The organism is Kouleothrix sp. (assembly GCF_046328425.1).
Classification (GTDB): domain Bacteria; phylum Chloroflexota; class Chloroflexia; order Chloroflexales; family Roseiflexaceae; genus Kouleothrix.
In genome coordinates, this window is sequence record NZ_JAXLWP010000026.1 from 92325 (window position 1) to 112343 (window position 20019).

At 67.7% G+C, this 20019-nt stretch carries 20 protein-coding genes; 11 read left to right on the forward strand and 9 right to left on the reverse strand.

Going from position 1 to position 20019, the window contains the following annotated elements; translation table 11 throughout:
* Nucleotides 1-4: 4 nt before the first annotated feature.
* The 7 genes from nikC (at nt 5) to U0177_RS22170 (ending at nt 7865) form a co-directional block, all read left to right on the forward strand.
* Nucleotides 5-886 (forward strand): nickel transporter permease, encoded by an 882-nt coding sequence (nikC, locus tag U0177_RS22140; protein WP_409572845.1) that lies wholly within the window; start codon nt 5-7, stop codon nt 884-886.
* A 10-nt stretch (nt 887-896) separates the two neighbouring features.
* Nucleotides 897-1787, forward strand: a complete 891-nt coding sequence (locus U0177_RS22145; RefSeq protein ID WP_409572846.1) for an alpha/beta fold hydrolase — start codon at nt 897-899, stop codon at nt 1785-1787.
* Nucleotides 1788-2187: 400 nt separating this feature from the next.
* Entirely contained in the window at nt 2188-4296 is a 2109-nt protein-coding gene (locus U0177_RS22150; protein ID WP_409572847.1) for an MGH1-like glycoside hydrolase domain-containing protein, read from the forward strand.
* 117 nt (nt 4297-4413) lie between these two features.
* The gene (locus tag U0177_RS22155; protein WP_409572848.1) at nt 4414-5055 is read left to right on the forward strand and encodes an ABC transporter permease; all 642 of its coding nucleotides are present in this window, start codon (nt 4414-4416) and stop codon (nt 5053-5055) included.
* Between the two features lie 36 nt (nt 5056-5091).
* Nucleotides 5092-6141 carry a glycine betaine ABC transporter substrate-binding protein gene (locus U0177_RS22160; RefSeq protein ID WP_409572849.1) on the forward strand — a complete coding sequence of 350 codons (1050 nt, stop codon included), beginning with the start codon at nt 5092-5094 and terminating at the stop codon, nt 6139-6141.
* A gap of 59 nt (nt 6142-6200) precedes the next feature.
* Nucleotides 6201-7193, forward strand: coding sequence for an ABC transporter ATP-binding protein (locus U0177_RS22165; RefSeq protein ID WP_409572850.1), 993 nt, complete (start codon nt 6201-6203; stop codon nt 7191-7193).
* Nucleotides 7194-7235: 42 nt separating this feature from the next.
* Nucleotides 7236-7865, forward strand: coding sequence for an ABC transporter permease (locus U0177_RS22170; protein ID WP_409572851.1), 630 nt, complete (start codon nt 7236-7238; stop codon nt 7863-7865).
* On the opposite strand, the gene U0177_RS22175 is transcribed toward U0177_RS22170, so the two are convergent.
* Nucleotides 7862-8215 (reverse strand): MmcQ/YjbR family DNA-binding protein, encoded by a 354-nt coding sequence (locus U0177_RS22175; protein ID WP_409572852.1) that lies wholly within the window; start codon nt 8213-8215, stop codon nt 7862-7864. The genes U0177_RS22170 and U0177_RS22175 overlap by 4 nt on opposite strands.
* A gap of 183 nt (nt 8216-8398) precedes the next feature.
* Entirely contained in the window at nt 8399-9601 is a 1203-nt protein-coding gene (locus tag U0177_RS22180) for a DUF445 domain-containing protein (protein WP_409572853.1), read from the reverse strand.
* Between the two features lie 269 nt (nt 9602-9870).
* Between U0177_RS22180 and U0177_RS22185 the strand changes: the two genes are divergently transcribed.
* Nucleotides 9871-10413, forward strand: coding sequence for a hypothetical protein (locus tag U0177_RS22185; protein ID WP_409572854.1), 543 nt, complete (start codon nt 9871-9873; stop codon nt 10411-10413).
* A gap of 45 nt (nt 10414-10458) precedes the next feature.
* Here the strand turns inward: U0177_RS22185 and U0177_RS22190 are convergent, their stop codons facing one another.
* Nucleotides 10459-11421 carry a DMT family transporter gene (locus tag U0177_RS22190; protein WP_409572855.1) on the reverse strand — a complete coding sequence of 321 codons (963 nt, stop codon included), beginning with the start codon at nt 11419-11421 and terminating at the stop codon, nt 10459-10461.
* 316 nt (nt 11422-11737) lie between these two features.
* Here U0177_RS22190 and U0177_RS22195 point away from each other — a divergent pair, with 316 nt between their 5' ends.
* Nucleotides 11738-12310: a cupin domain-containing protein gene (locus U0177_RS22195; RefSeq protein WP_409572856.1), complete on the forward strand. Its 573-nt coding sequence runs from the start codon at nt 11738-11740 to the stop codon at nt 12308-12310.
* A 135-nt stretch (nt 12311-12445) separates the two neighbouring features.
* Here the strand turns inward: U0177_RS22195 and U0177_RS22200 are convergent, their stop codons facing one another.
* The 6 genes from U0177_RS22200 to U0177_RS22225 all read right to left on the reverse strand — a co-directional run bounded on the left by U0177_RS22200 (nt 12446) and on the right by U0177_RS22225 (nt 17317).
* Nucleotides 12446-12841, reverse strand: a complete 396-nt coding sequence (locus U0177_RS22200) for a hypothetical protein (RefSeq protein WP_409572857.1) — start codon at nt 12839-12841, stop codon at nt 12446-12448.
* 83 nt (nt 12842-12924) lie between these two features.
* Nucleotides 12925-13602 (reverse strand): response regulator, encoded by a 678-nt coding sequence (locus U0177_RS22205; RefSeq protein ID WP_409572858.1) that lies wholly within the window; start codon nt 13600-13602, stop codon nt 12925-12927.
* Nucleotides 13599-15740, reverse strand: coding sequence for a histidine kinase (locus U0177_RS22210; protein WP_409572859.1), 2142 nt, complete (start codon nt 15738-15740; stop codon nt 13599-13601). The genes U0177_RS22205 and U0177_RS22210 overlap by 4 nt, the downstream gene beginning before the upstream one ends.
* Before the next feature lie 68 nt (nt 15741-15808).
* On the reverse strand, nt 15809-16198 hold the full coding sequence (locus U0177_RS22215) for a hypothetical protein (protein ID WP_409572860.1): 390 nt from the start codon (nt 16196-16198) through the stop codon (nt 15809-15811).
* A gap of 120 nt (nt 16199-16318) precedes the next feature.
* Entirely contained in the window at nt 16319-17107 is a 789-nt protein-coding gene (locus U0177_RS22220) for a cupredoxin domain-containing protein (protein WP_409572861.1), read from the reverse strand.
* Nucleotides 17108-17122: 15 nt separating this feature from the next.
* Nucleotides 17123-17317, reverse strand: coding sequence for a hypothetical protein (locus tag U0177_RS22225; RefSeq protein ID WP_409572862.1), 195 nt, complete (start codon nt 17315-17317; stop codon nt 17123-17125).
* Between the two features lie 335 nt (nt 17318-17652).
* On the opposite strand from U0177_RS22225, the gene istA reads away from it, so the two are divergent.
* Both istA and istB read left to right on the forward strand, forming a co-directional pair.
* Nucleotides 17653-19110 (forward strand): IS21 family transposase, encoded by a 1458-nt coding sequence (gene istA / locus U0177_RS22230; RefSeq protein WP_409572864.1) that lies wholly within the window; start codon nt 17653-17655, stop codon nt 19108-19110.
* Nucleotides 19103-19882, forward strand: coding sequence for an IS21-like element helper ATPase IstB (istB, locus tag U0177_RS22235; protein WP_409572863.1), 780 nt, complete (start codon nt 19103-19105; stop codon nt 19880-19882). Before istA ends, istB begins: the two co-directional genes overlap by 8 nt.
* Nucleotides 19883-20019 lie beyond the last annotated feature (137 nt).

The window sequence follows — 20019 nt, forward strand, 5'->3', positions numbered from 1 at the left end:
TTTCATGACCACGGTTTCGCTCGATAACACAACCGCCGCGGCTCCTGTCTCGCGCCGCCGCCAGATCGCCAGCGCCCTGCGCCAGCCGGCGGTGGCGGCCAGCGTGCTGATCCTGCTGTTGTTTGTGCTGGCGGCGCTGTTCGCCCCGCTGCTCAGCCCGGCCGACCCGCTGGCCCAGAATGTGCTGAACGGCCTCAAGCCGCCGTCGGGCGCGCACCTGTTCGGCACCGACAAGCTTGGCCGCGAGCTGGTGAGCCGCATTCTGTACGGCGCGCGGATCTCGCTGCTGGTGGGCGCGGCGGTGGTGCTGATCTCGGGCATACTGGGCACGCTGCTTGGCGTGCTGGCCGGCTATGTCGGCGGCTGGGTCGACGAGGCGCTGATGCGCGTTACCGACATCTTCTTCGCCTTCCCGGCGCTGATCCTGGCCATGGCGATCGCCGGCGCGCTCGGCCCGAGCCTGCAGAATGCGCTGATCGCGATCAGCGCGGTGACGTGGCCGGTGTACGCGCGCCTGCTGCGCGGCCAGGTGCTGGCGCTGAAAGAGCGCGAGTTCGTGCTCGCCGCGCGCACCGTCGGCGTGCCCGAGTGGCGGATCATCCTGCGCCACCTGCTGCCGAATATGCTCGCGCCGCTGCTGGTGCAGGCCAGCTTCGACATGGGCGGCGCGATCACGTCGGTGGCCGGGCTCTCGTTTATTGGCTTCGGCGCGCAGCCGCCTACCCCCGAGTGGGGCGTGATGATCAGCGAGGCGCGCACCTATATGGCGACTGCCTGGTGGATGGCCACCTTTCCCGCGCTCTCGATTATGCTCGTGGTCGGCGGGTTTAACCTGCTTGGCGATGGCCTGCGCGACCTGCTCGACCCGCGCCTGCGCGGCCGCTAGAAGTAGAGCTATGTACCATCCTCAGGATTTCGAGCACCACTACGTATCGGTCAATCGCATCCGCATGCACTACGCCGCGGCCGGCCACGGCCCCGAGCTGCTGGTGATGCTGCACGGCTTCCCCGAGTGCTGGTGGTCGTGGCGCCACCAGCTTGCGCTGTTCCGCGATACCCCCGAGCTGGCCGCGCGCTACACTGCCGTTGCCCCCGACCTGCGCGGCTACAACGAGACCGACCGGCCCACTTGGGGCTACGAGCTTGATGTGCTGGTGCAGGATGTTGTCGAGCTGATCCGCGCGCTCGGCCACCGCCGCGCCACCATCGTCGGCCACGACTGGGGCGGTAATATTGCGTGGTCGCTGGCGATTGCGCGGCCCGAGCTGGTGGTGCGCCTGGCGGCGCTGAACATCCCGCACCCGGCGCTGTTCGCACGGGCGATCACCAGCAACTGGCGCCAGCTGCTGCGCTCGTGGTACATCCTGTTTTTCCAGCTGCCGCTGCTGCCCGAGCTGGCCATCCGCGCCAATGGCTACGAGTTCATCGAGCGCGTGTTTGTCGATACGGCCGTCGATAAGTCGCGCTTCACCACCGAGGACATCCGCATCTTCAAATCGGCGATGGCTGCGCCGGGCGCCGCTACGGCCGCGGTGAACTACTACCGCGCGCTCGTGCGCGTGGGCGCGCGCGGCTTGTTTCGCGGCACTGGCATGCGCGTGCACGCGCCAACGCTGATGCTGTGGGGCGAGCAGGATATCGCGCTGGGCAAAGAGCTGACCTACGGCACCGAGGAGTTTGTGCCCGATCTGCGCATTCGCTATATGCCCAACAGCTCGCATTGGGTGCAGCAAGATCAGCCCGAGCTGGTGAACGAGTATCTTCGCGCGTTTCTGGCCGAGGCGTAGCTTTCAGTCAAAGCGCTCGGGGGGCAGCTGCACGAAGGGAGTCAGCCGCTGCACCGAGCCAGCAGCCGCTGCACAAAGGGAGTCAGTCGCTGCACAAAGGGAGTCAGCCGCTGCACGAAGGGAGTCAGCCGCTGCACGAAGCCAGCAGCCGCTGCACGAAGCCAGCAGTCGCTGCACGAAGGGAGTCAGCCGCTGCACAAAGCCAGCAGCCGCTGCACAAAGCCAGCAGCTGCCGCACCAAGGGAGTCAGCTGCTGCACCGAGCCTGCAGCCGCTGCACGAAGGGAGTCAGCCGCTGCACGAAGGGAGTCAGCGGCTGCACCGAGCCTGCAGCCGCTGCACGAAAGCATGCACGGGAGGCAATCGCAAAACTCGTGCGACAGCGAGCGGCGCGGCAAGCAATGGCATTTCCGACCGATGACTACACGCCCTACGGCTACCTCGATGTGCCGGGGCACACCCGCAACCTATCGCCGCGCGGCGTGCTGCGCTCGTACGGCGCCGGGCTGCGCTGGCACTTCCCGGCGTTCGCCGGCATGTACGGCGGCCGGCGCGAGACCTACCGCGCCGGCATGCGCCTCGCGCTCGACGGCGCGCTCGACCTGGCCGACTTCGACGCTGCCACCAGCCCATACCACTCGAAAGACCTGCTTGCGTTTGAGCTGCGGCGCGGCGCCGCCGGCTGCTCGGCTTCGCTTCAGCTGCTGGACAGCCACGTGCTGCATATGGCGATCGAGCCGCGGGGCGCCGCGCGGCTGGCGCTGCTTGCCGAGTACGAGCGGCTGCTCGCGGCCGCGGGCGAGTGGGGCGAGTCCGGGCTGGTCGGCCGCCTCGAAGATGGCCTGCTGGTGCTCCAGGCGTTCGAGGATGGCGACGCATTTGTGATCTGGGCGTCGCGCCCATTCGCCGACGTTGGCGTCGCGGCACAGGCTTCGGCGGCGCGCGCCTGGGCTGCGCTCCCCGCGCCCGGCCTGCCGGCCGAAGGCTTTGTCACGACGATCGGCCGGCCTGGCACGACCGTGGGCCTCTACGCGGCGATCGGCTTTGGCGCGGCCGATGCGCCGATCGACGTGGTGATGGCGCGCGGCCGAACCGTGGCCGACGCGCGGCGGCAGCTCGACGACGCGCGCCCACGGCTGGCCGCCGAGCAGGCGCACAAGCGCGCCGCCGATGCTGCGTTCTGGGCCGGCGCGCCACGCCTCGACGGCGACTGGCCGGCGCACTGGCGGCGCGGCGTGGTGTACGATCTCGAGACGCTGCGCATGATGGTGAAGCAGCCGGCCGGGATCTACCAGCACGCCTGGGACGCCATGCAGATCCACGCGCCGCGCGTGGTGCTGGCCGAGACGGCGATCGACGCACTGCTGCTGGCCTACGCCGACGCGCCGCTGGCCCAGGAACTAATGCTCGGCGTGTTTCTCGACGCGCCTGCGCCGAATGTGCCCTGCTCGCGCGAAGACGGCTCGCTCAACATGATCGCCGCCGACGGCACGGTCTGCGGCACCGCGCCGCCCTGGGGCTGCCCCTGGCTGGTGCTCGGCTGGCTCTACCGGCTGCATCCCGATCGCGGCTGGCTCGCGCGGCTGTACCCGCGCCTGGCGGCTTACCTCGAGTGGTGGCTGGCCGAGCGCCGCAGCGCCGATGGCGGTCTGTTCTACGCCTGCAGCTGGGAGTCCGGGCAGGACGACTCGCCGCGCTTTGGGGCGCAGCCGCTCGGCGGCGGCCACCCGACCCGCCACATCCGCCCGGCCGATCTACACGCGGCCTTCGCGCACGCCTGCGCCACCATGGCTGGCTTCGCGGCCGAGCTGGGCCGCGCGCCCGAGGCCGAACGCTGGCGCGCGCTTGCCGACGAGTATGCCGCCCGCACCCGCGCGCTCTGGAATGGCGCGCGCTTCGCCGATTTCGACGCCGGCGCCGGCTGCCTCACCGCCGAGGACGACGTGATGCTGCTGGCGCCGCTGGCGCTCGGCCTTGCCAGCGCCGAGCAGGCCGCCGCGCTGCGCGGCGCGGTCGCCGCGCTCGATCCGGCCAGCATCACCTGGCCTATGGGCGCCTGGATGGCGGTCGAGGCGGCGGCGGCGGCCGGCCTGCCAGATACCGCCACCCGGCTGGCAGCGGCGATCTGCGAGCGCGCCTATGCCTTCGCCGACGCGCGCCCGGCGCACCCCGAGCGCTCGCTGCCCGGCGTGAGCTGTGAGTACTGGCCGCCCAATGGCCGCGCCGGCGGCGAGGGCTATGGCTGGGGCGCGTTTACGCTGCACCTGCTGCTTCACACGCTGGTGGGCCTCGCGCCTGCTGACGGCGCGCTGGTGCTGCGGCCAAACCTGCCGCTCGCCTGGCGCGTGCCCGGCCGGCGCTACGGCCTGCGGCTGCGCTGGCACGCAATTGATATCGACATAACAATCGAGCCGCTCGACGCCACCACCACGCGCCTGCGCGTCAACCGCCAGCCGCACGAGCTGGCCTGGGGCGCGGCCCTCACGATCGGCTGGGCCAGCCTGCGCTGACACAGCTGCGCAGCGCCGCCGCTCCGCCCCCCGATCCCCGCACAAACCTCGCCGTCTGGCACGCAACTTGCTGAAACAGCACGGGCCGGATCTGGCCCGAAAGTGTTTCTGATACGTATGCAGCTATTGCTCGGCGCCTACGCCTACTTCCTCGATCGCCAGTCGGCATTCTGGCGCGCAGCCGGCCAGCACCTGACGCTGAGCCTGGCCGCGCTTGCGATCAGCATGCTCATCGGCGTGCCGCTGGGCATCTGGATCGCGCGGCGCGCGCGCGTGGCCCAGCTGGTGATCAACCTGTTTGGCGCGCTGCGGCTGGTGCCAAGCCTGGCGGTGCTGTTTCTGGCGCTGCCGTACTTCGGCACCGGCTTTCGGCCGGCGCTGCTGGCGCTCAGCATTCTGGCCTTCCCGCCCGTGCTGATCAACACCTACGCCGGCCTGCGCGGCGTCGACCGCGCGGTGGTCGAGGCGGCCTACGGCATGGGTATGCAGCCGCTCCAGGTGCTCCGCCAGGTCGAGCTGCCGCTGGCGCTGCCAGCGATACTCGCGGGCATCCGCGTCGCCGCCGTCGAGGTGATTGCCAGCGCCACGCTCGCCGCGTTTATCGCGGCCGGCGGGCTGGGCCAGTTCGTCTACACCGGCTATACGCTGAATCGCCCCGAGGTGATGCTTGTCGGGGCTGTGCCAGTGGCGCTGCTGGCGCTTGCGGCCGAGGTGCTGCTTGGCGGGGCGCAGCGCGCGCTGCGCCTGCCGGGCGCGTAGGTTCAGAGCACGCACAATAAGAAGGAGAAGGAGACCATGAACCAACTACGCATATATCGCCTGCCGGCACTGCTGCTGTTGTTGGCACTGGCGCTGGCGGCCTGCGGCCAGGCTGGAACCGGCGCTGCGCCGACCACCAGCGCTGCGCCGACCACCAGCGCCGCGCCGACTACCGGCGCCGCGCCGACCACCGGCGACGCGGCCACGCCCGCGCCTGCCGATACCGGCGCTACCTCCACCGGCGCGGCCGGCGGCGCCAGCGGCACGCTGAAGGTCGGCTCGAAAGATTTTACCGAGGCGATCGTTGTGGCCGAGCTGTACGCCCAGCTGCTCGAACAGGCCGGCTTCACCGTCGAGCGCAAGCTCAACCTGGGCGGCACCCCGGTGGCGCACCAGGCGCTGCTGAGCGGCGATATCGACCTCTACCCCGAGTATACGTCGACCGGCCTGCAAGAGGTGCTGAAGGCACCCGATCTACCCAAAGATCCCAAGCAGATCCTCAGCACGGTGAAGCAGGGCTACGAGCAGCAGTTCAAGCTCACCTGGCTCGACCCTTCGCCGTTCAATGACTCGAACACCTTTGCCACTACCAAGGCGATCGCCGATCAGTATGGCCTGAAGAGCTACTCGGATCTGGCTGCCAAAGCCGCCGACCTGCGCCTCGGCGGCCCGGCCGAGTTCCCCGAGCGCCAGGATACCAAAGGCCTCGAGCAGGCGTACGGCCCGTTCATCACGAAGTTCAAAGAGTTCAAGCAGCTCGGCACCGGCAGCCTGCGCTACGACGCGCTCAAGAATGGCGAGGTCGATGTCGTGGTGGCGTTCGGCACCGACGGGCGGATCAAAGGCGATAACCTGGTGCTGCTGCAAGACGACAAGCAGTTCTACCCGATCTACAACATCGCCCCGGTGGTGCGCCAGGATGCGCTGCAGCAGCACCCGCAGATTGCCGACGCGCTGAACCGGCTCGCGCCGCTGCTCACCGACGAGGTGATGGCCGGGCTGAACTACCAGGTCGACGGCCCCGACAAAAAAGAGCCGGCCGATGTCGCTAAAGCCTTTCTGAGCGCGCAGGGGCTTGCCAAGTAGCGTTTGAGCCGAGAAGTTGAGCTAGCGCATTGCTAGCTCAACACTGCTGAAAACTCGCTATGAGCATTATTGTCGTCGAAAACCTGGTCAAGCAGTTCCCCGGCGAGCCGCGCCCAGCCGTCGCCGGCGTGAGCTTCGGCGTAGACGAGGGCGCGTTTGTGGTGCTGCTCGGGCCATCGGGCTGCGGCAAGACCACGCTGCTGAAAATGCTCAACCGCCTGTACGAGCCCAGCGACGGCCGCATTCTGATCGGCGGGGAAGACGCGCGCGCCATACCGGCTACTGCGCTGCGGCGGCGGATCGGCTACGTCATCCAGCACACTGGCCTGTTCCCACACATGCGCATCGAGCAGAACATCGCGGTGGTGCCGCGGCTGCTCGGCTGGGAGCGGCCACGCATCAGCGCGCGCGTCGATGAGCTGCTGGAGCTTGTGGGCCTGCCGCTGGCCTACCGTACGCGCTACCCGCGCCAGCTCTCGGGCGGCGAGCAGCAGCGCGTGGGCCTGGCGCGCGCGCTTGCCGCCGACCCGGCGATCATGCTGATGGACGAGCCATTCGGCGCGCTCGACGCGATCACTCGCGCGCGCCTGCAAGACGAACTGGCCGGCATCCAGCGCCAGCTGCGCAAGACGATCCTGTTTGTGACGCACGATGTCGACGAGGCGCTGCGCCTGGCCGACAAGATTATTGTGCTGCGCGACGGCGCGCTGCTGCAGTACGATACGCCGCTGCACATTCTGGCGCGCCCGCACGACGCATTTGTGCGCCGCCTGGTGGGCGCCGACGACCTGCTGCGCCGGCTCAGCCTGATGCACGTGCGCGACCTGCCGCTCGGCCGCAGCGTCGGCTCGCCCGCTGCGCCCAGCGATGGCGCGCGCATCGCTCCTGGCGACGACCTGCGTGCGGCGCTGGCGGCGCTGCTCGGCGCCAGCGCAGCCTCGCTGCCGGTTGTCGACGAGCAGGGCTGCGCGGTTGGGCAGCTTTCGTTCGACGATCTGCGCGCCGCCGTCGCGGCGGCAACACAGCGCACGGGCGATGGTGAGAGTGGCTGAAGCTGACGCGGCGCCGCGGGGTTACAGCGCGGCGCAAACACTATGCGCTACCTGATCGACAACTTTGCGCTGGTGGCCCTGCTGTTCGGCGAGCACCTGCGGCTCACCGCGATTGCGCTGGCGATCGCGCTGGCGATCGCCCTGCCGGCCGGCGTGCTGGCGGCGCGGGTGCGCTGGTTGCGCGGCCCGCTGCTGGGCGTGCTCGGCGTGATCTACACCATCCCGAGCCTGTCGCTGCTGGTGCTGCTGATCCCGTTTATGGGCATTGGCCTGCGCCCGGCGATTGTCGCGCTGGTGGCGTACGCCCAGCTTGTGCTGGTGCGCAATATCGTAGTGGGGCTGGTCGGCGTCGACCCGGCAATCGTCGAGGCGGCGCGCGGCATGGGCATGAGCAGCTGGCAGCGCTTCAGCCGCGTCGAGCTGCCGCTGGCGCTGCCGCTCATCCTGGCGGGCGTGCGCCTGGCGACGCTGTCGATCATCGGCATTGGCGCGGTGGCGTTTTTGGTAGGCGCCGGCGGGCTGGGCAAGCTGCTGTTCGAGGGCGTCACCACCAGCAACCCGCAGAAGATCGTCGCCGGCAGCGTCGCGGTAGCGGCGCTGGCGCTGATCGCCAACGGCCTGCTGCGGCTGATCGAGCGCCGCGCGAGCCGCGCGGCCGGGTCGTCAATTTAGCCGGCCAGGCGCGCGCGGGCTGCCCGCGTCAGCCCGGCCACCACCAGCCGGTACGAGTCGTCGATCAGCGCGCGCAGGCCCTCGGCCGGGATGCTGCCGTCGATCGTGACGGTGTTCCAGTGCTGTTTGTTCAGATGGTAGCCCGGCCGGATCGCCGGGAAGGCGTCGCGCAGAAACTGCGCCTGCGCCGGCTCGCACTTCAGCGAGATGCTCAGCGGCGTGCGGTCGATCGCCACCAGCGCGAAGATCTTGCCGCCGACCTTCAGCACCAGCGTTTCTGGCCCAAACGGGTATTCCTCGGCCGCGCCGGGCTTGGCGCGCAGGTACGCGCGCAGCTCGCTTAGATCCATGGCGTTGCTCTTTCATTCTGTATCGGTATCCGTCTGATCACTTGCTTATGGTGGGGGTCGGGGGCGGCTTCGCCGCCCCCAGATCTTTTTGCGATGCTCTGCCTGGCGAAGCCGGGCAGGCGCCATCGAGTGGCGCGTTCTGCCGAAGGTAGAGCGCGCCAAGATATTGGGCAAAAGGGCGCGCTAGCGCAGCAGCAGGCTCACGCAGTATATCACGAGGCCGGCCAGCCCGCCTACCACCGTGCCGTTGATGCGGATGAACTGCAGATCGCGGCCGATCTGCAGCTCGATCTTGCGCGAGGTGGCCTCGGCGTCCCAGCGGCTGACGGTGTGCGCCACCAGCTGGCCGAACTGGTGGCGATACTCGCGGCTGGCGTACACCACCACCCGCTCGACCAGCCGGTCGACCTTGTCGGCCAGCGCGTCGTCGTGTAGCAGCAGCTCGCCAAACTGGCGCACGGCGCGCTCGATCGCCTGGTGCAGCGTTGAGTCGGGCCGGGTGCTCTGCGCCAGCAGCGCGCTCTTGATGTCGAGCCACAGCGAGGCCGAGAAATCGCGCACAATCGGATTTTCGAGCAGCTCGGTCTTGAGCTCCTCGCCGCGCGCGATCGTGGCCGGGTCGTGCTGCAGCCGCTCCACGAACTCGTACAGCAGCGCGTTGAAGCGGTCGTGAAATGGGTGGTTCGGGTCGGAGCCGACGGCCTGTAGCGCCGACTCGACTGTGTCAAACAGCCGCTCGGAGATATGCCGGTCGACAGTGCGCGGCAGCCACCAGGGCGTCTCCTGGCGGATCTTCGTGCGGATTGCCTCTTTGTTCTCTTCGAGCAGCCGCGAAGTCAGGCTGACTAGCTCGTACACCAGCTCGGGCTGGCGCCGCCCGGCCAGCAGCGTTGCGAGCGCGCGCCCAAGCAGCGGCGCCGGCTGCACGGCCTCCACGCGCGACACCAGGCTGTGCTGCACCAGCGCCTGCACGTCGGCGTCGTTAACCACCTGCAGCGCGTTGTTCAGCGCGGTGGTGGCGTGCCGGGCGATCTGCTCGTGAAGGCTGGTGCGGCTCAGCGCCAGCGCGGCGCGGCGCACCACGCGCTGCCCGCGCAGCCGGCCCACCAGCACCTCTTCGGAAAGAAAGTTATCCTCGATAAAGCGCCCAATGCTGGCGCCAATGCTGTCTTTGCGGCGCGGGATGATCGCGGTGTGCGGGATGGGCAGGCCCAGCGGGTGCCGAAACAGCGCGGTGACGGCGAACCAGTCGGCCAGCGCGCCGACCATCGCGGCCTCGGCGAAGGCGCGCACGAACCCGACCCAGGCGTAGCGCCGCTCGAGCAGCAGCGCGGCCACGAACAGCAGCGCCACGCCTACCAGCAGCCCGGTGGCCAGCAGTTTCATGCGCTCAAGCTCGGTTTGCCTGGTTGTATCGCCCTTGGCTTGCATTATGTGTGCCTCGTCGTGCCTGCTCTGTATCAGCGCTTGCAGTAAGCGTACCGCCAGCTGTGATACGACGATCGCGGGCGCGGGTGGGGTTGCAGATGGGAGCAAAGTACTACGCGCCGCGCTCTGATCCTTCACAGCTTCTTCACAGCTGCCTGCTATAGTGGCGCCAACGAAACAGAACGGGGCGCCGCAAGCACCCCCTCGTAGCACAAGGAGCCACGACAATGGCATCGATCGTTCGCATCCGCCGCTTCGCCATTGCCCTGCTGGTCGCGCTGGCCGCGATCAGCGCCACCGTCGGCAGCGCGCTCGCCGCCGCGCCCGCCACCACGCCGTCTGCGGGCCAGTCTGCGCTGGCACAGCGCTACCATACCGAGCAAGATCGCCTGAAGGTGCAGGACTTGCGCCTGCAGCGCGCCGCCGATTTTGCCGCCAAAGTCGACGCGCTGGTAGCGAAGGCCAAGGCCAAAGGCAAGGACACCGCCGCGCTCGAGGCCGCGCTGGCCAGCTACCGCGCGGCGATCGTGTCGGCCCGCGCCGAGTGGCAGGCCGCATCGGATGCGCTGGCCGCGCACGCCGGCTTCGACGCCGCCGGCAAGGTCACCGACGCGGCGCAGGCCCTCGCCACGGTTCAGAGCGCGCACGAGCATATGGCCCAGGCCCATACGCTGGCCCACGGCGCATTCGTGGCGATGCGCAAAGCCCTGGCCGACTTCCGCAAAGCCAACCGCAGCCTCACCCAGCCGCAGCTGCCGCTCGAGCCGTAGCTGCCCCGCCGGCACCCCAACAGTAGCGGCGCCCGCCCGGCGCCGCTACTCCGCAGGCTTGCTCCGCTCGCCGCGCGCCGCGATCAGAATTCCCACCAGCAGCACCAAGAAGCCCGCCAGCTGCAGTGGCTTGAACCACTGGCCGAAGAACAGCAGCGCCAGCAGCGCCGAGCCGATCGGCTCGCCCAGCGTCGCGATCGCCACAAACGTTGGCGAAAGGTGCCGCAGCGACCAGTTCAGTGCGGTGTGGCCCAGCAGCTGCGGCCCTAGGCCCAGCGCCAGCCCTAGCAGGTAGGCCGCCGGCGCGAAGCCGCCAAACACCGCCGTGGCATTCCCGCCGCTCGCCAGCAGCGCCAGCCCTGTGGCCACCAGCGCGGCGCTGGTGTATACCAGCGCGACGTACGCCAGTGTCGAGAGTCGGCGCTGAATGGCGCGGCCCACCAGGAAGTAGGCCGCCACGGCTACCGCCCCCAGCAGCGCCAGCGCGTCGCCAAGCAGCGCATTGCGGCCATTGCCGCCGCTGCCATCGCTCAGGCCGATCACAATGCTGCCGGCCATGGTGCACACAATCCCCAGCCACGTCAGCCGCGCCAGCCGCTCGCGCATGAGCCAGGCCGCCAGCCCGAGCCACAGCGGCGAGGTGGTGACGAGCGCCGCCGACGAGGCCACCGAGGTGTACTCGAGCGACGTGATCCAGGCGAAAAAGTGCGCTGCCAGGCACGCGCCGGCGCCAACGCCCAGCAGCAGGTCGCGGCGCGTCAGCGCGCGCAGCTCGGCGCGCGCGCGCAGCAGCGCCAGCGGCAAGATCACCAGCGCAGCGAAGCCCAGCCGCAGCGCCGCGATCGTCGGCGAGGGCATGCCCAGCTGCTGCGCGCCACGGATCATAATCGACGCCGCGGCAACCATCAGCACGCCGCCGCTGAGCACCAGGTAGGGCGCCAGCCCGCCGCCCGCCGCACGCGCGGCCGGCGCTGCGGCCAGCGCCTCGGCCGGTTGGTCTGTGGCCATGGGAATTCCTTTCAATCACACGACTTACGCGGTCGCCTGCGAATGGGCTTGTTCTGCCTGCGGCAGCATGGTACTTCGCTTTCTTTTGTGCTGAGATGTTGGCGCTTTGCGCCAACATCTCAGCACCATCCATGAAAAAGTACCGCTCTGCCGAAGGCAAAAATGCGCACCGCGTCCTTTCTGTCTATCACGGATAGATCACACTATACAGCCGGTTGCTATCTCACACAAGAGGATGGGTCAGGTATTACCGAACAGGCTGGCGGTCTGCGGGAGGGGTGTCCTCTCGAGCCAGCATACGCAAGGAGGTGATCCGATGGTTACACCAGGTGACGTGCTCGAACATCCCGTGACACGAGAGAAGATCATTATTCGCAAGACGGCACGCGACACTGGCGGTGAGCTGTTTCAAGCGGATCTGTATCTACAGCCGGGGGCTTTCGTCGCCGCCGAGCATATCCACCCGCTCCAGGAGGAGCGCTTCGAGATCATCGCCGGGACGCTGCGCGGCCGCGTGGCGGGCCGAGAGTTCGCCAGCGGCCCAGGAGAGAGCGTCGTGGTTCCCAAGGGCGCGCCGCATGTGTGGTGGAACGCCGGCGATGAGGAGCTGCACTGTCTGGTGGATCTGCGGCCGGCGCTCAGAATCGAGAGCTTCTTCGAGACGTTCTTCGGCCTCGCCCAGGACGGCAAGGTCAGCCCGAAGACCGGCTTGCCGAACCTCTTCCAGATGGCGCTGGTGATGCGCACCTATCGCAACGAGATCATTCTGGCGCGCCCGCCGCGCCTGGTGCAGACGCTGCTCTTTGGCGCATTGGCTCCAATTGGCCAGTTGCTCGGGTACACCGGATCATACCCATACCCCCGGGCCCGGCAGACGCGCGCTCGATAAACGGAGGCGATGCTGCGGCAGTTCGATCGATCGCCTACTTGCCGCCCATACTGATCGGCGTCTTGCTCGTGCTCCGCAGATAAACGCACTGCACCGCGTACTGGCATTGACGCAATCTATCCGCCTTCTGAGGTATTACGTAAGGCTGTTCCACCGCTGCACGATCAGGAACGTGCGTACAAGGGCGAAGATCGGCCCGAACGGGAGCGCGAAGCCCCACCAGTACACCGCGCCTGCCGGCAGGAGGAGCAGGGCCAGGATGGCGCCGCGCCGCATGCCGCGCCAGACCAGCCTGCCCGCCAGGCATTCCAGCAGGCATACCACAAGGAAACCCACCAGCAGCGGCACAGTTGTCGGCAGGCCGTAGCGCTCGAATGGGCCGCGACCATACGCCGGAAATCCCATGACGTATGGGATATCGCGGCCGGTGAGCAGGTTGGCAATCGCCTGGATGCACGGCAGGCCAAAGCCTGCTCCGCTGAGCCACAGCAGCAGCGCGGCGAGCCGGAATTGCAGCGAGACGCGCATCATACGACCTCCGAAGGGTGCGGCGCAGCGGCGGTGGCGCTCCCAGCACCACGGCTTCTCCATCGCGAACGAGCTAGGCCGCGCCGTCACCGTGGCGCCCCGCCGCCCAGCCCGGCATCCCGCGCGCGAATAATCGCCTGGGCGCGGTCGGCCACCTGGAGCTTGCTGAAGATCTCGGTGATGTAGTTGCGCACGGTCTTCGGGCTGATCACCAGCCGCTCGGCGATCGCGCTGTTCGTCAGCCCGCCGGCGATCAGTTCAAGCACCTCGCGCTCCCGCTCGGTCAATGCCGCGAAAGCCAGATCGTGGCTCACCTGCGCCGTCTCGTACGGCGCAGCCGGCTGCGCGGCGAAGTAGTGCAGCATCCGCTCGGCGATGCTGGGGCTGAAGATCGCCTCACCATCGGCAACGGCGCGGATGGCGCGCAACACCTCGGCCGGCTCGGTGCCCTTGACGACATAGCCGCGGGCGCCGGCGCGCAGCGCCGCGAAGACCGAGTCATCTTCGAGCATCGTCACCATCAGCACGCGCACCTCCGGCTGGGCAGCGCAGATCCGGCGCGCCGCCTCGATGCCGCCGATCCCCGGCATAGCGATGTCCATCAGCACCACATCGGGCCTGGCTTCCGCCGCGAGGGCGATCGCCGCCTCCCCGGTCGTCGCGTCGCCGACCACCTCGGTGTCGGGCATCGCATTGAGTAGTGCGCGCAGCCCGAAGCGAAACACCGGGTGGTCATCGGCGATCAGAATGCGGATCGGTGTCATTGGTGCTCCTTCGTCAGCGGCAACCAGACGCGCACGTGCGTTCCTTCGCCTGCCGTCGATTCGATCCTCAGTGTCCCGCCTAGCTCGGTGGTTCGCTCGCGGATCGAGGTAAGCCCAACGCCGCTTCGCCGCGTCGCCGGCAGGCCACGGCCATCGTCCTGGATCTCGACCGAGAAACCATGATCGATGCGCAAGCGGACGACACAGCGCTGCGCATTCGCGTGGTGCACGACATTGGTGATGGCCTCCTGCACGATGCGGTAGGCCGCGACCTCGACCGCAGCCGGGAGCGTCGGCAGCCGCTCCGGCGTATCGATGATGATCTGCAGACCGGCTTGCTGATACGCCGCCGCCTGCTCGCGCAGCGCCAGCAGCAGCCCCAGGTCGTCGAGGGCCGGCGGGCGCAAGTCGTAGACGATCCGCCGGATGTCGGCGATTGCGGCCTGCGCGTGGTTGGTCAGCTCGCCGAGCAGCTGATCGGCCGCCTGCGGGTCGCGGCGGAGCAGCTCGCGCGCCGCCGCGATGGTCAGCGTCAAGCTCGCCAGCTGCGGGCCAAGCCCGTCGTGCAGGTCGCGCCGCAGGCGGCGGCGCTCCTCCTCGCGCGCCGCGACGAGCTGCTCGCGCGAGCGCTGGAGGTCGGCCGTGAGTCGGATGGCGTGGAGGGCGGCCCCGGCCTGCAGGGCGATATCTTCCAGCAGCTGGCGCTCCGCCGCTGTGAAGGCCTCGCCGGGCGCACGGGGCGCGACCAGCAGCTGCCCGATCCCCTCTGCCTGGTAGACCAGCGGCAGCGCCATCGGATCGCCGGCCGGCTCCCCGGCGGATGCCACCACCTCCAGCCGCTCGCCGCGCTGGACGGCGAGCGCAACATATGGCAGCTTCAGCGCCTGCGCCACCGTCGCAGCGATGCCAGGGAGCACCGTATCAGGTGCGAGGGTGGTCTTCAGTTGCTGGCTCAGGCGCGAGAGCACCACGTACGGGTCATCCCGCTCGCCGTACATCAGCTGGTTTACGCGCCGCTGCAGACTCGCCCGCAGCGGCTGGGCCAGCAGCGCCGCGAGCCCGGTGGCCAGCAGCGCGAGGGCGAGGTTACCGCTCGACTGGAAGAGCGTGCCGAGCCCGCCGACCACCAGCACGTACAGCCCGATGACCCCGGCGCTGAGCGAGCCATAGACCAGCGTCCGGTTGATGACCAGATCGATATCGTACAGCCGGTAGCGCAGGATGGCGATGCCGACGCAGGCCAGCAGCACGAACCAGGGGATCACCAGCAGCACCGTCTCGCTGAAGTTGAGGAACAGCACCCGAGCCAGGGTCGGCTCGCGCAGCGCAGGGACAAGCAGCGGCAGCGCGCCGTAGAGCAGAAAGCCCAGCGCGACGACGCCGAAGCCGAACAGCACCCAGCGGGCCTGCAGCCGCTCGTCATGGCTGGAGATCCGGCGGTAGCGATAGGCCTGGGCGGCCAGCCCGACGCCCATCGACACGGGGATCAGCACCGCAAACCAGAGCGCTGAGGCACCAGTGAAGTCCCCGACCGTGAAGGGCGTGAACGGCCCGACCACGATCCAGAGAATCCAGGTGATTGCCAGGATGCGCGTCCAGCGCGGGACGAAGCGGCCATCCGGGAACAGGTAGGTGAAGATCGGGAAGCAGCCGATGGCCGTGCCCTGCAGCAACCGAACCGGCGTCTGCCAGGCGGGATAGTCGCGCAGCAGCGGGTCGAGCAGCGGGTTGCCGGTCACGCCGAGCAGCACCATCCAGAGCGAGACGAGCAGGGCGACCCGGTCATCCGATCGGCGCCAGAAGAGCAGCGCCCCGGCGACGAGAAAGACCAGCGCAAACACGGCGATCAGGCCGGTCTGGTAGGCAGCGTAGGCATCGAGCGATACGCCCCATTGCTGGAGTAGCACGATATCGGCGGGGGCAAGCTGCCCCGGCACGGCCGCCTCGGGTGTGCGAACAACGCGCACCGCCTGAAAGAAGACTGGCAGGGCGACGGCCAGGACGACGATGGCGAGCCCGGCCAGGCTTACCCACCCGATGCGGGCCGCGAGCAACCAGCGACCGAGCAGGCGGCGAGCGCCCTGATCCGGTCGGTCTGCCCAGGCCGCCAGGTTCGATGTCGTCGGTTGCGGTGTCATCGCCGGCTCGCTTCGTTCATCGCTCGCATGCGTCACACGCCATGCGTTACGTCCTTTGCCAACCTTCGCTACTTGAAGCAACTCCAGGCCAACACGATCAGGATGGCTTGCGGGATGCCGAGAAGCAGCCCATAAGGAAGCGCGAAACCGTACCAGAAGATGGTGCTCACTCCCAGCAGAATGAGCTGGAGGATAGCGCCGTCTAGGCGTAAACTCCAGAGCCAGTGGGTGGTGAGGAACTTCAGCGCGCTGATGGCAACGAAGATGAGCCCGGCGACGATGAACGCTTCCATACCGAGTGCCTCGAACGGGCCGCTCAGCGCCTTGATGCCGCCGGCAATCGTGGGCAAGCTTTTGTGGGTGAGAGCATATTGGAGCGTCGGCAAGACGCCGATGGTTGAAATCAGAGCCTCAATGACGACAAGCGTGACCAGAGCCTTGAGTTGTAGCGAGCGCATGGCGTGTCTCCGGTTTCCGGCGGCCTAACAGGCTGCTCAACCACAGGCGGTGACGTCTATTATACAACCGCTACCAGTGTACGGCCCGCTGCCGGATGCCACCGGCTCCGCCGCATCGTGCTATGGCTCGACGATCAGCGTGCCGACCATGCCGGCCTCGGCGTGGCCGGGAATACGGCAGTAGAAGGTGTAGCTGCCGGGTGTTGTCGCCGTAAAGATCGCCAGCGCCGGTGTGCCGGTCGGTAGCGACACGTGGACATCGAAGGCGTCGATGTCGAACGAGTGAACCATGGTGTCGGTGTTCTCCAGCCGCAGCGCAATCGTCTCGCCGACCCTGGCGCGCAGATCGGCCTGGTCGAAGGTGTTGCGCCCGGCGACCAGCGCCGGCAGCCGCGCCAGCGCCTCGGCGCTCACGCCGGCGTTCGGCGTGGGAATAGTCGCCACCAGGCTCGCGCCGAGCACAAAGGTCGCTGTGCCGAACAGGAAGCCCCTGAGCCAGCCGGGCGTATGCCCGGCAGCGACGGCCGGCGCGCCAGCGCGGATCGCGGCGAGGCTCGCTACGACTGCGACAAGCAGCAGGGCCAGGCCGGTGAGATCTCCGATAAACGTGCCGGTCTCGGCCGGGTGGGTCAGGTCGTACCAGTAGGGCTCCAGGCCCGGAATGACCGATAGCACCGCCCAGAGCACCACGAGGTGCGGCGCCCAGCGCCAGCGCGTGGCGCACACCCCGGCGATGATGAGCGTCAGCACCAGGATGATCGCTAGCTCGGGGATGAGCGTACGCAGGACGAGCGCCTGCAGCACGGTGAAGGCGACCACGTTGCCGACCAGCCCGGTGACGATGACCGCGCGCAGCGCGGGTAGCCGCGTTCCTTGACGCGCTTGGTCGGCGGTGAGCGATGTATCCATAGGGTGCTCCCCCGGCTACTGCCGGCGATCGTTCGTCGTTCCGGTCTGCGGTGCGGGCAAGTGGGGTATGGCGCAGGCCCAGGCCAGCAGGCTGGAGAAGGCCAGGAAGGTCAGCGCCACGTAGGCGCCCGACGGCGCCGTCGCGGCCTGACGCGGCTCGGCGGCGGCGAGGAAGGCGCCGCCGACCGTCGCGGCGATCAGCGCCGCCATCAGGATGTGGGCGAGGAGGATGGCCCAGCGCGGCCCCGCCCGGCGATCGCATAGCCGCCCAGCATCCCGATCAGCGCGGTCGCGATCGCTCCAGTGCCCAGCCCAGCCCGCAGCTGCGCCACGAAGTCGGGCTGCGCCAGCGCCGGCGCGAGCACGAAGAGCAGTGGCGTGAGTGCTATCCAGCGCCGGCGGCCCGTGTCTGTCCAGCGACATGCTACTCTGGAACCTCATGGCGATTAGAACTTTCCGTTCGCGGTTTACCCGTTCGGCCGTGTTATCCGTAAAATTGCGTCTCAGAAGGAGGCGCAATGAAGACCGATGCCGAGGTATACCTGATGCTCCGCGAACGCAAGAATGGCAAAACCCTGGAACAGGCCGCCGCTCGTGCTGGCATGAGCGTCCCGACTGCTCGCAAGTATCTGCGCAGCGCCAAGCTCCCAAGTGCGCTCCGCCACGCCCGTGACTACCGCACCCGCTCTAATCCGTTTATTGCCGACTGGGCCTGGGTCGAGCAACACCTCAAGCGCGACCCTGCATTGCAGGCCAAAACGCTTTTCTCGCTGCTGCTTGAGCAGCATCCCGACCGCTATACTGCGGGCCAACTCCGCACCTTTCAGCGCCATGTCGCCTCCTGGCGCGCGCTCCATGGCCCCGAGAAGGACATCATCTTCGAGCAACACCACCAGCCTGGCCGGCTCGCTCAATCCGACTTCACGCATATGGACGACTTGGGCATCACACTCAGCGGCGTCCCGTTCCCGCACCTGCTCTTCCACCTGGTGCTGACCTATTCCAATGTCGAAGCCATCAGCCTGTGTTTTTCCGAAAGCTTCGAGGCGCTCGCCGAAGGACTGGAGTTCTGTCTCTGGCAACTGGGTGGCGTGCCCCAGCAACATCGTACTGACAACTTATCGGCTGCCGTCCAGACCATCGAACCTGACGGCTGCCGGCGCTGGACTGACCGCTATTTCGGCCTGATGACTCACTATGGTCTGACCCCTACCACCAATACACCCGGCGAGGCGCACGAAAACGGCGATGTTGAGCAGTCGCATTTCCGTTTCAAGCAGGCGGTCGACCAAGCGCTGCGCGTGCGCGGCAGTCGTGACTTTGCCGACCGGGCCACCTACATCAATTGGTTGCAGGAACTCATTCGCAAACGCAATGGCACTCGCCAGGCGCGCTGGACGGAGGAACTCGCCGCGCTGCGACCACTCCCCAAAGCGCCGTTGCATCCGTGCCGCGAGCTGAGTGTGCGTGTCACGCGCTTCTCGACCATCCGAGTGCTGCACAACACCTACTCCGTGCCCTCCCGGTTGATTGACACGACCCTCACGGTGCGCATCCGCGCCGACGTGCTTGAGCTGTATGTCGGCACGGTCTGCGCGCTCACGCTGCCGCGGCTCCATGGGCGCTTCCAAGCGCGGATTGACTATCGCCACCTGATCTTCTCGCTCGTTCGCAAGCCGGGAGCGTTTGGCCACTACCGCTACCGTGATGAGCTGTTTCCCACGACTCCATTTCGCCTGGCCTACGACACGCTCCTTGCGCGGCAGCCCAGTCGTGCGGATAAGGAGTACCTGCGTGTGCTGCATTTGGCGGCCTCCACGAGCGAAGCTGATGTGGAGGCCGCTCTGACCTTGTTGGCCGAAAGCCGGACTGTCCCAGCCTTTGACGCCGTGCGCGAACTGGTGCGGCGACCCGAGAAGGTCGCGATGCCGGCACTCACTCAGCCGACCTTGGACTTTCAGGTCTATGATGCCTTGCTGACTGTGAGGTGTGCGGATGGCTAATCGTCATGAGGATCTGACGCGGCTGCTGCGGGCCTTGCAACTGCACCACACAGCTGCGGGCGTGGACGAGCTGGCGTTGCGTGCAGCCAAAGAGGGGCTGACCCACGCAGCGTTTCTGTATGAACTGGTGCAGCAGGAGGTCGCCTACCGCGAGCAGCGGCGGTTCGAGCGACTGTTGCGCGCTTCGCGACTGCCACGGGAGAAGACGTTTGCCCAGCTGGATCTGAGCCCGTTCGGGCCGCTGCTCGCGCAGCAGATAGAGCGACTACGCCAAGGCACCTTTGTGCAGCAGGCAGTGAATGTGATCGCCGTCGGGAAGCCCGGAACGGGAAAAAGTCATGTCACGGCCGCGGTGGGTCACGTTTTGGTGGGGCAAGGCCAGTCGGTCTACTGGACGAGCACAGCGGCACTGGTGCAACACCTGCTGGCGGCCAAGCGCGACCTACGGTTACCGCGCGAACTGGCGCGCCTCGACCGGTTTGCGTGTGTCATCCTGGATGACATTGGTTATGTGCAACACAGCCGAGATGAAATGGAGGTGCTATTCACGTTTTTAGCCGAACGGTACGAACGGCGAAGTGTGATACTGACGACCAACTTGGTGTTTTCGGAATGGGACAGGATTTTTAAGGATCCAATGACGACAATGGCGGCGATAGACCGGGTGGTACATCACTCGGTGATCCTGGATATGATGGGTCTGGAGAGCTACCGGGCCAAGGAGGCAAGTGCACAGAAAGCGGCTTCCGCAGCGTCGCCGATGCCCGCATAATCTCACCCGCAATGGAAAGTTTTAATTGTCATGAGGTTACGAGAAATGGTGTCGCTTGACACACGGGCAAGCGCGCCCAATCGGTAGGCGCCGTAACCGCGCGCTCGAGATATTCGCTGACGCCCTCGGGGTGGCCG

What these genes read in the sequence shown, in the direction of transcription:
- U0177_RS22210 (WP_409572859.1), bottom strand. Translation starts at nt 15,740, where the DNA reads ATGACACCGCAACCGACGACATCGAACCTGGCGGCCTGGGCAGACCGA.
- U0177_RS22180 (WP_409572853.1), bottom strand. Translation starts at nt 9,601, where the DNA reads ATGAAACTGCTGGCCACCGGGCTGCTGGTAGGCGTGGCGCTGCTGTTC.
- nikC (WP_409572845.1), top strand. Translation starts at nt 5, where the DNA reads ATGACCACGGTTTCGCTCGATAACACAACCGCCGCGGCTCCTGTCTCG.
- U0177_RS22205 (WP_409572858.1), bottom strand. Translation starts at nt 13,602, where the DNA reads ATGACACCGATCCGCATTCTGATCGCCGATGACCACCCGGTGTTTCGC.
- U0177_RS22145 (WP_409572846.1), top strand. Translation starts at nt 897, where the DNA reads ATGTACCATCCTCAGGATTTCGAGCACCACTACGTATCGGTCAATCGC.
- U0177_RS22200 (WP_409572857.1), bottom strand. Translation starts at nt 12,841, where the DNA reads ATGATGCGCGTCTCGCTGCAATTCCGGCTCGCCGCGCTGCTGCTGTGG.
- istA (WP_409572864.1), top strand. Translation starts at nt 17,653, where the DNA reads ATGCTCCGCGAACGCAAGAATGGCAAAACCCTGGAACAGGCCGCCGCT.
- U0177_RS22170 (WP_409572851.1), top strand. Translation starts at nt 7,236, where the DNA reads ATGCGCTACCTGATCGACAACTTTGCGCTGGTGGCCCTGCTGTTCGGC.
- U0177_RS22215 (WP_409572860.1), bottom strand. Translation starts at nt 16,198, where the DNA reads ATGCGCTCGCTACAACTCAAGGCTCTGGTCACGCTTGTCGTCATTGAG.
- U0177_RS22165 (WP_409572850.1), top strand. Translation starts at nt 6,201, where the DNA reads ATGAGCATTATTGTCGTCGAAAACCTGGTCAAGCAGTTCCCCGGCGAG.
- istB (WP_409572863.1), top strand. Translation starts at nt 19,103, where the DNA reads ATGGCTAATCGTCATGAGGATCTGACGCGGCTGCTGCGGGCCTTGCAA.
- U0177_RS22155 (WP_409572848.1), top strand. Translation starts at nt 4,414, where the DNA reads ATGCAGCTATTGCTCGGCGCCTACGCCTACTTCCTCGATCGCCAGTCG.
- U0177_RS22220 (WP_409572861.1), bottom strand. Translation starts at nt 17,107, where the DNA reads ATGGATACATCGCTCACCGCCGACCAAGCGCGTCAAGGAACGCGGCTA.
- U0177_RS22225 (WP_409572862.1), bottom strand. Translation starts at nt 17,317, where the DNA reads ATGGCGGCGCTGATCGCCGCGACGGTCGGCGGCGCCTTCCTCGCCGCC.
- U0177_RS22160 (WP_409572849.1), top strand. Translation starts at nt 5,092, where the DNA reads ATGAACCAACTACGCATATATCGCCTGCCGGCACTGCTGCTGTTGTTG.
- U0177_RS22185 (WP_409572854.1), top strand. Translation starts at nt 9,871, where the DNA reads ATGGCATCGATCGTTCGCATCCGCCGCTTCGCCATTGCCCTGCTGGTC.
- U0177_RS22175 (WP_409572852.1), bottom strand. Translation starts at nt 8,215, where the DNA reads ATGGATCTAAGCGAGCTGCGCGCGTACCTGCGCGCCAAGCCCGGCGCG.
- U0177_RS22195 (WP_409572856.1), top strand. Translation starts at nt 11,738, where the DNA reads ATGGTTACACCAGGTGACGTGCTCGAACATCCCGTGACACGAGAGAAG.
- U0177_RS22190 (WP_409572855.1), bottom strand. Translation starts at nt 11,421, where the DNA reads ATGGCCACAGACCAACCGGCCGAGGCGCTGGCCGCAGCGCCGGCCGCG.
- U0177_RS22150 (WP_409572847.1), top strand. Translation starts at nt 2,188, where the DNA reads ATGGCATTTCCGACCGATGACTACACGCCCTACGGCTACCTCGATGTG.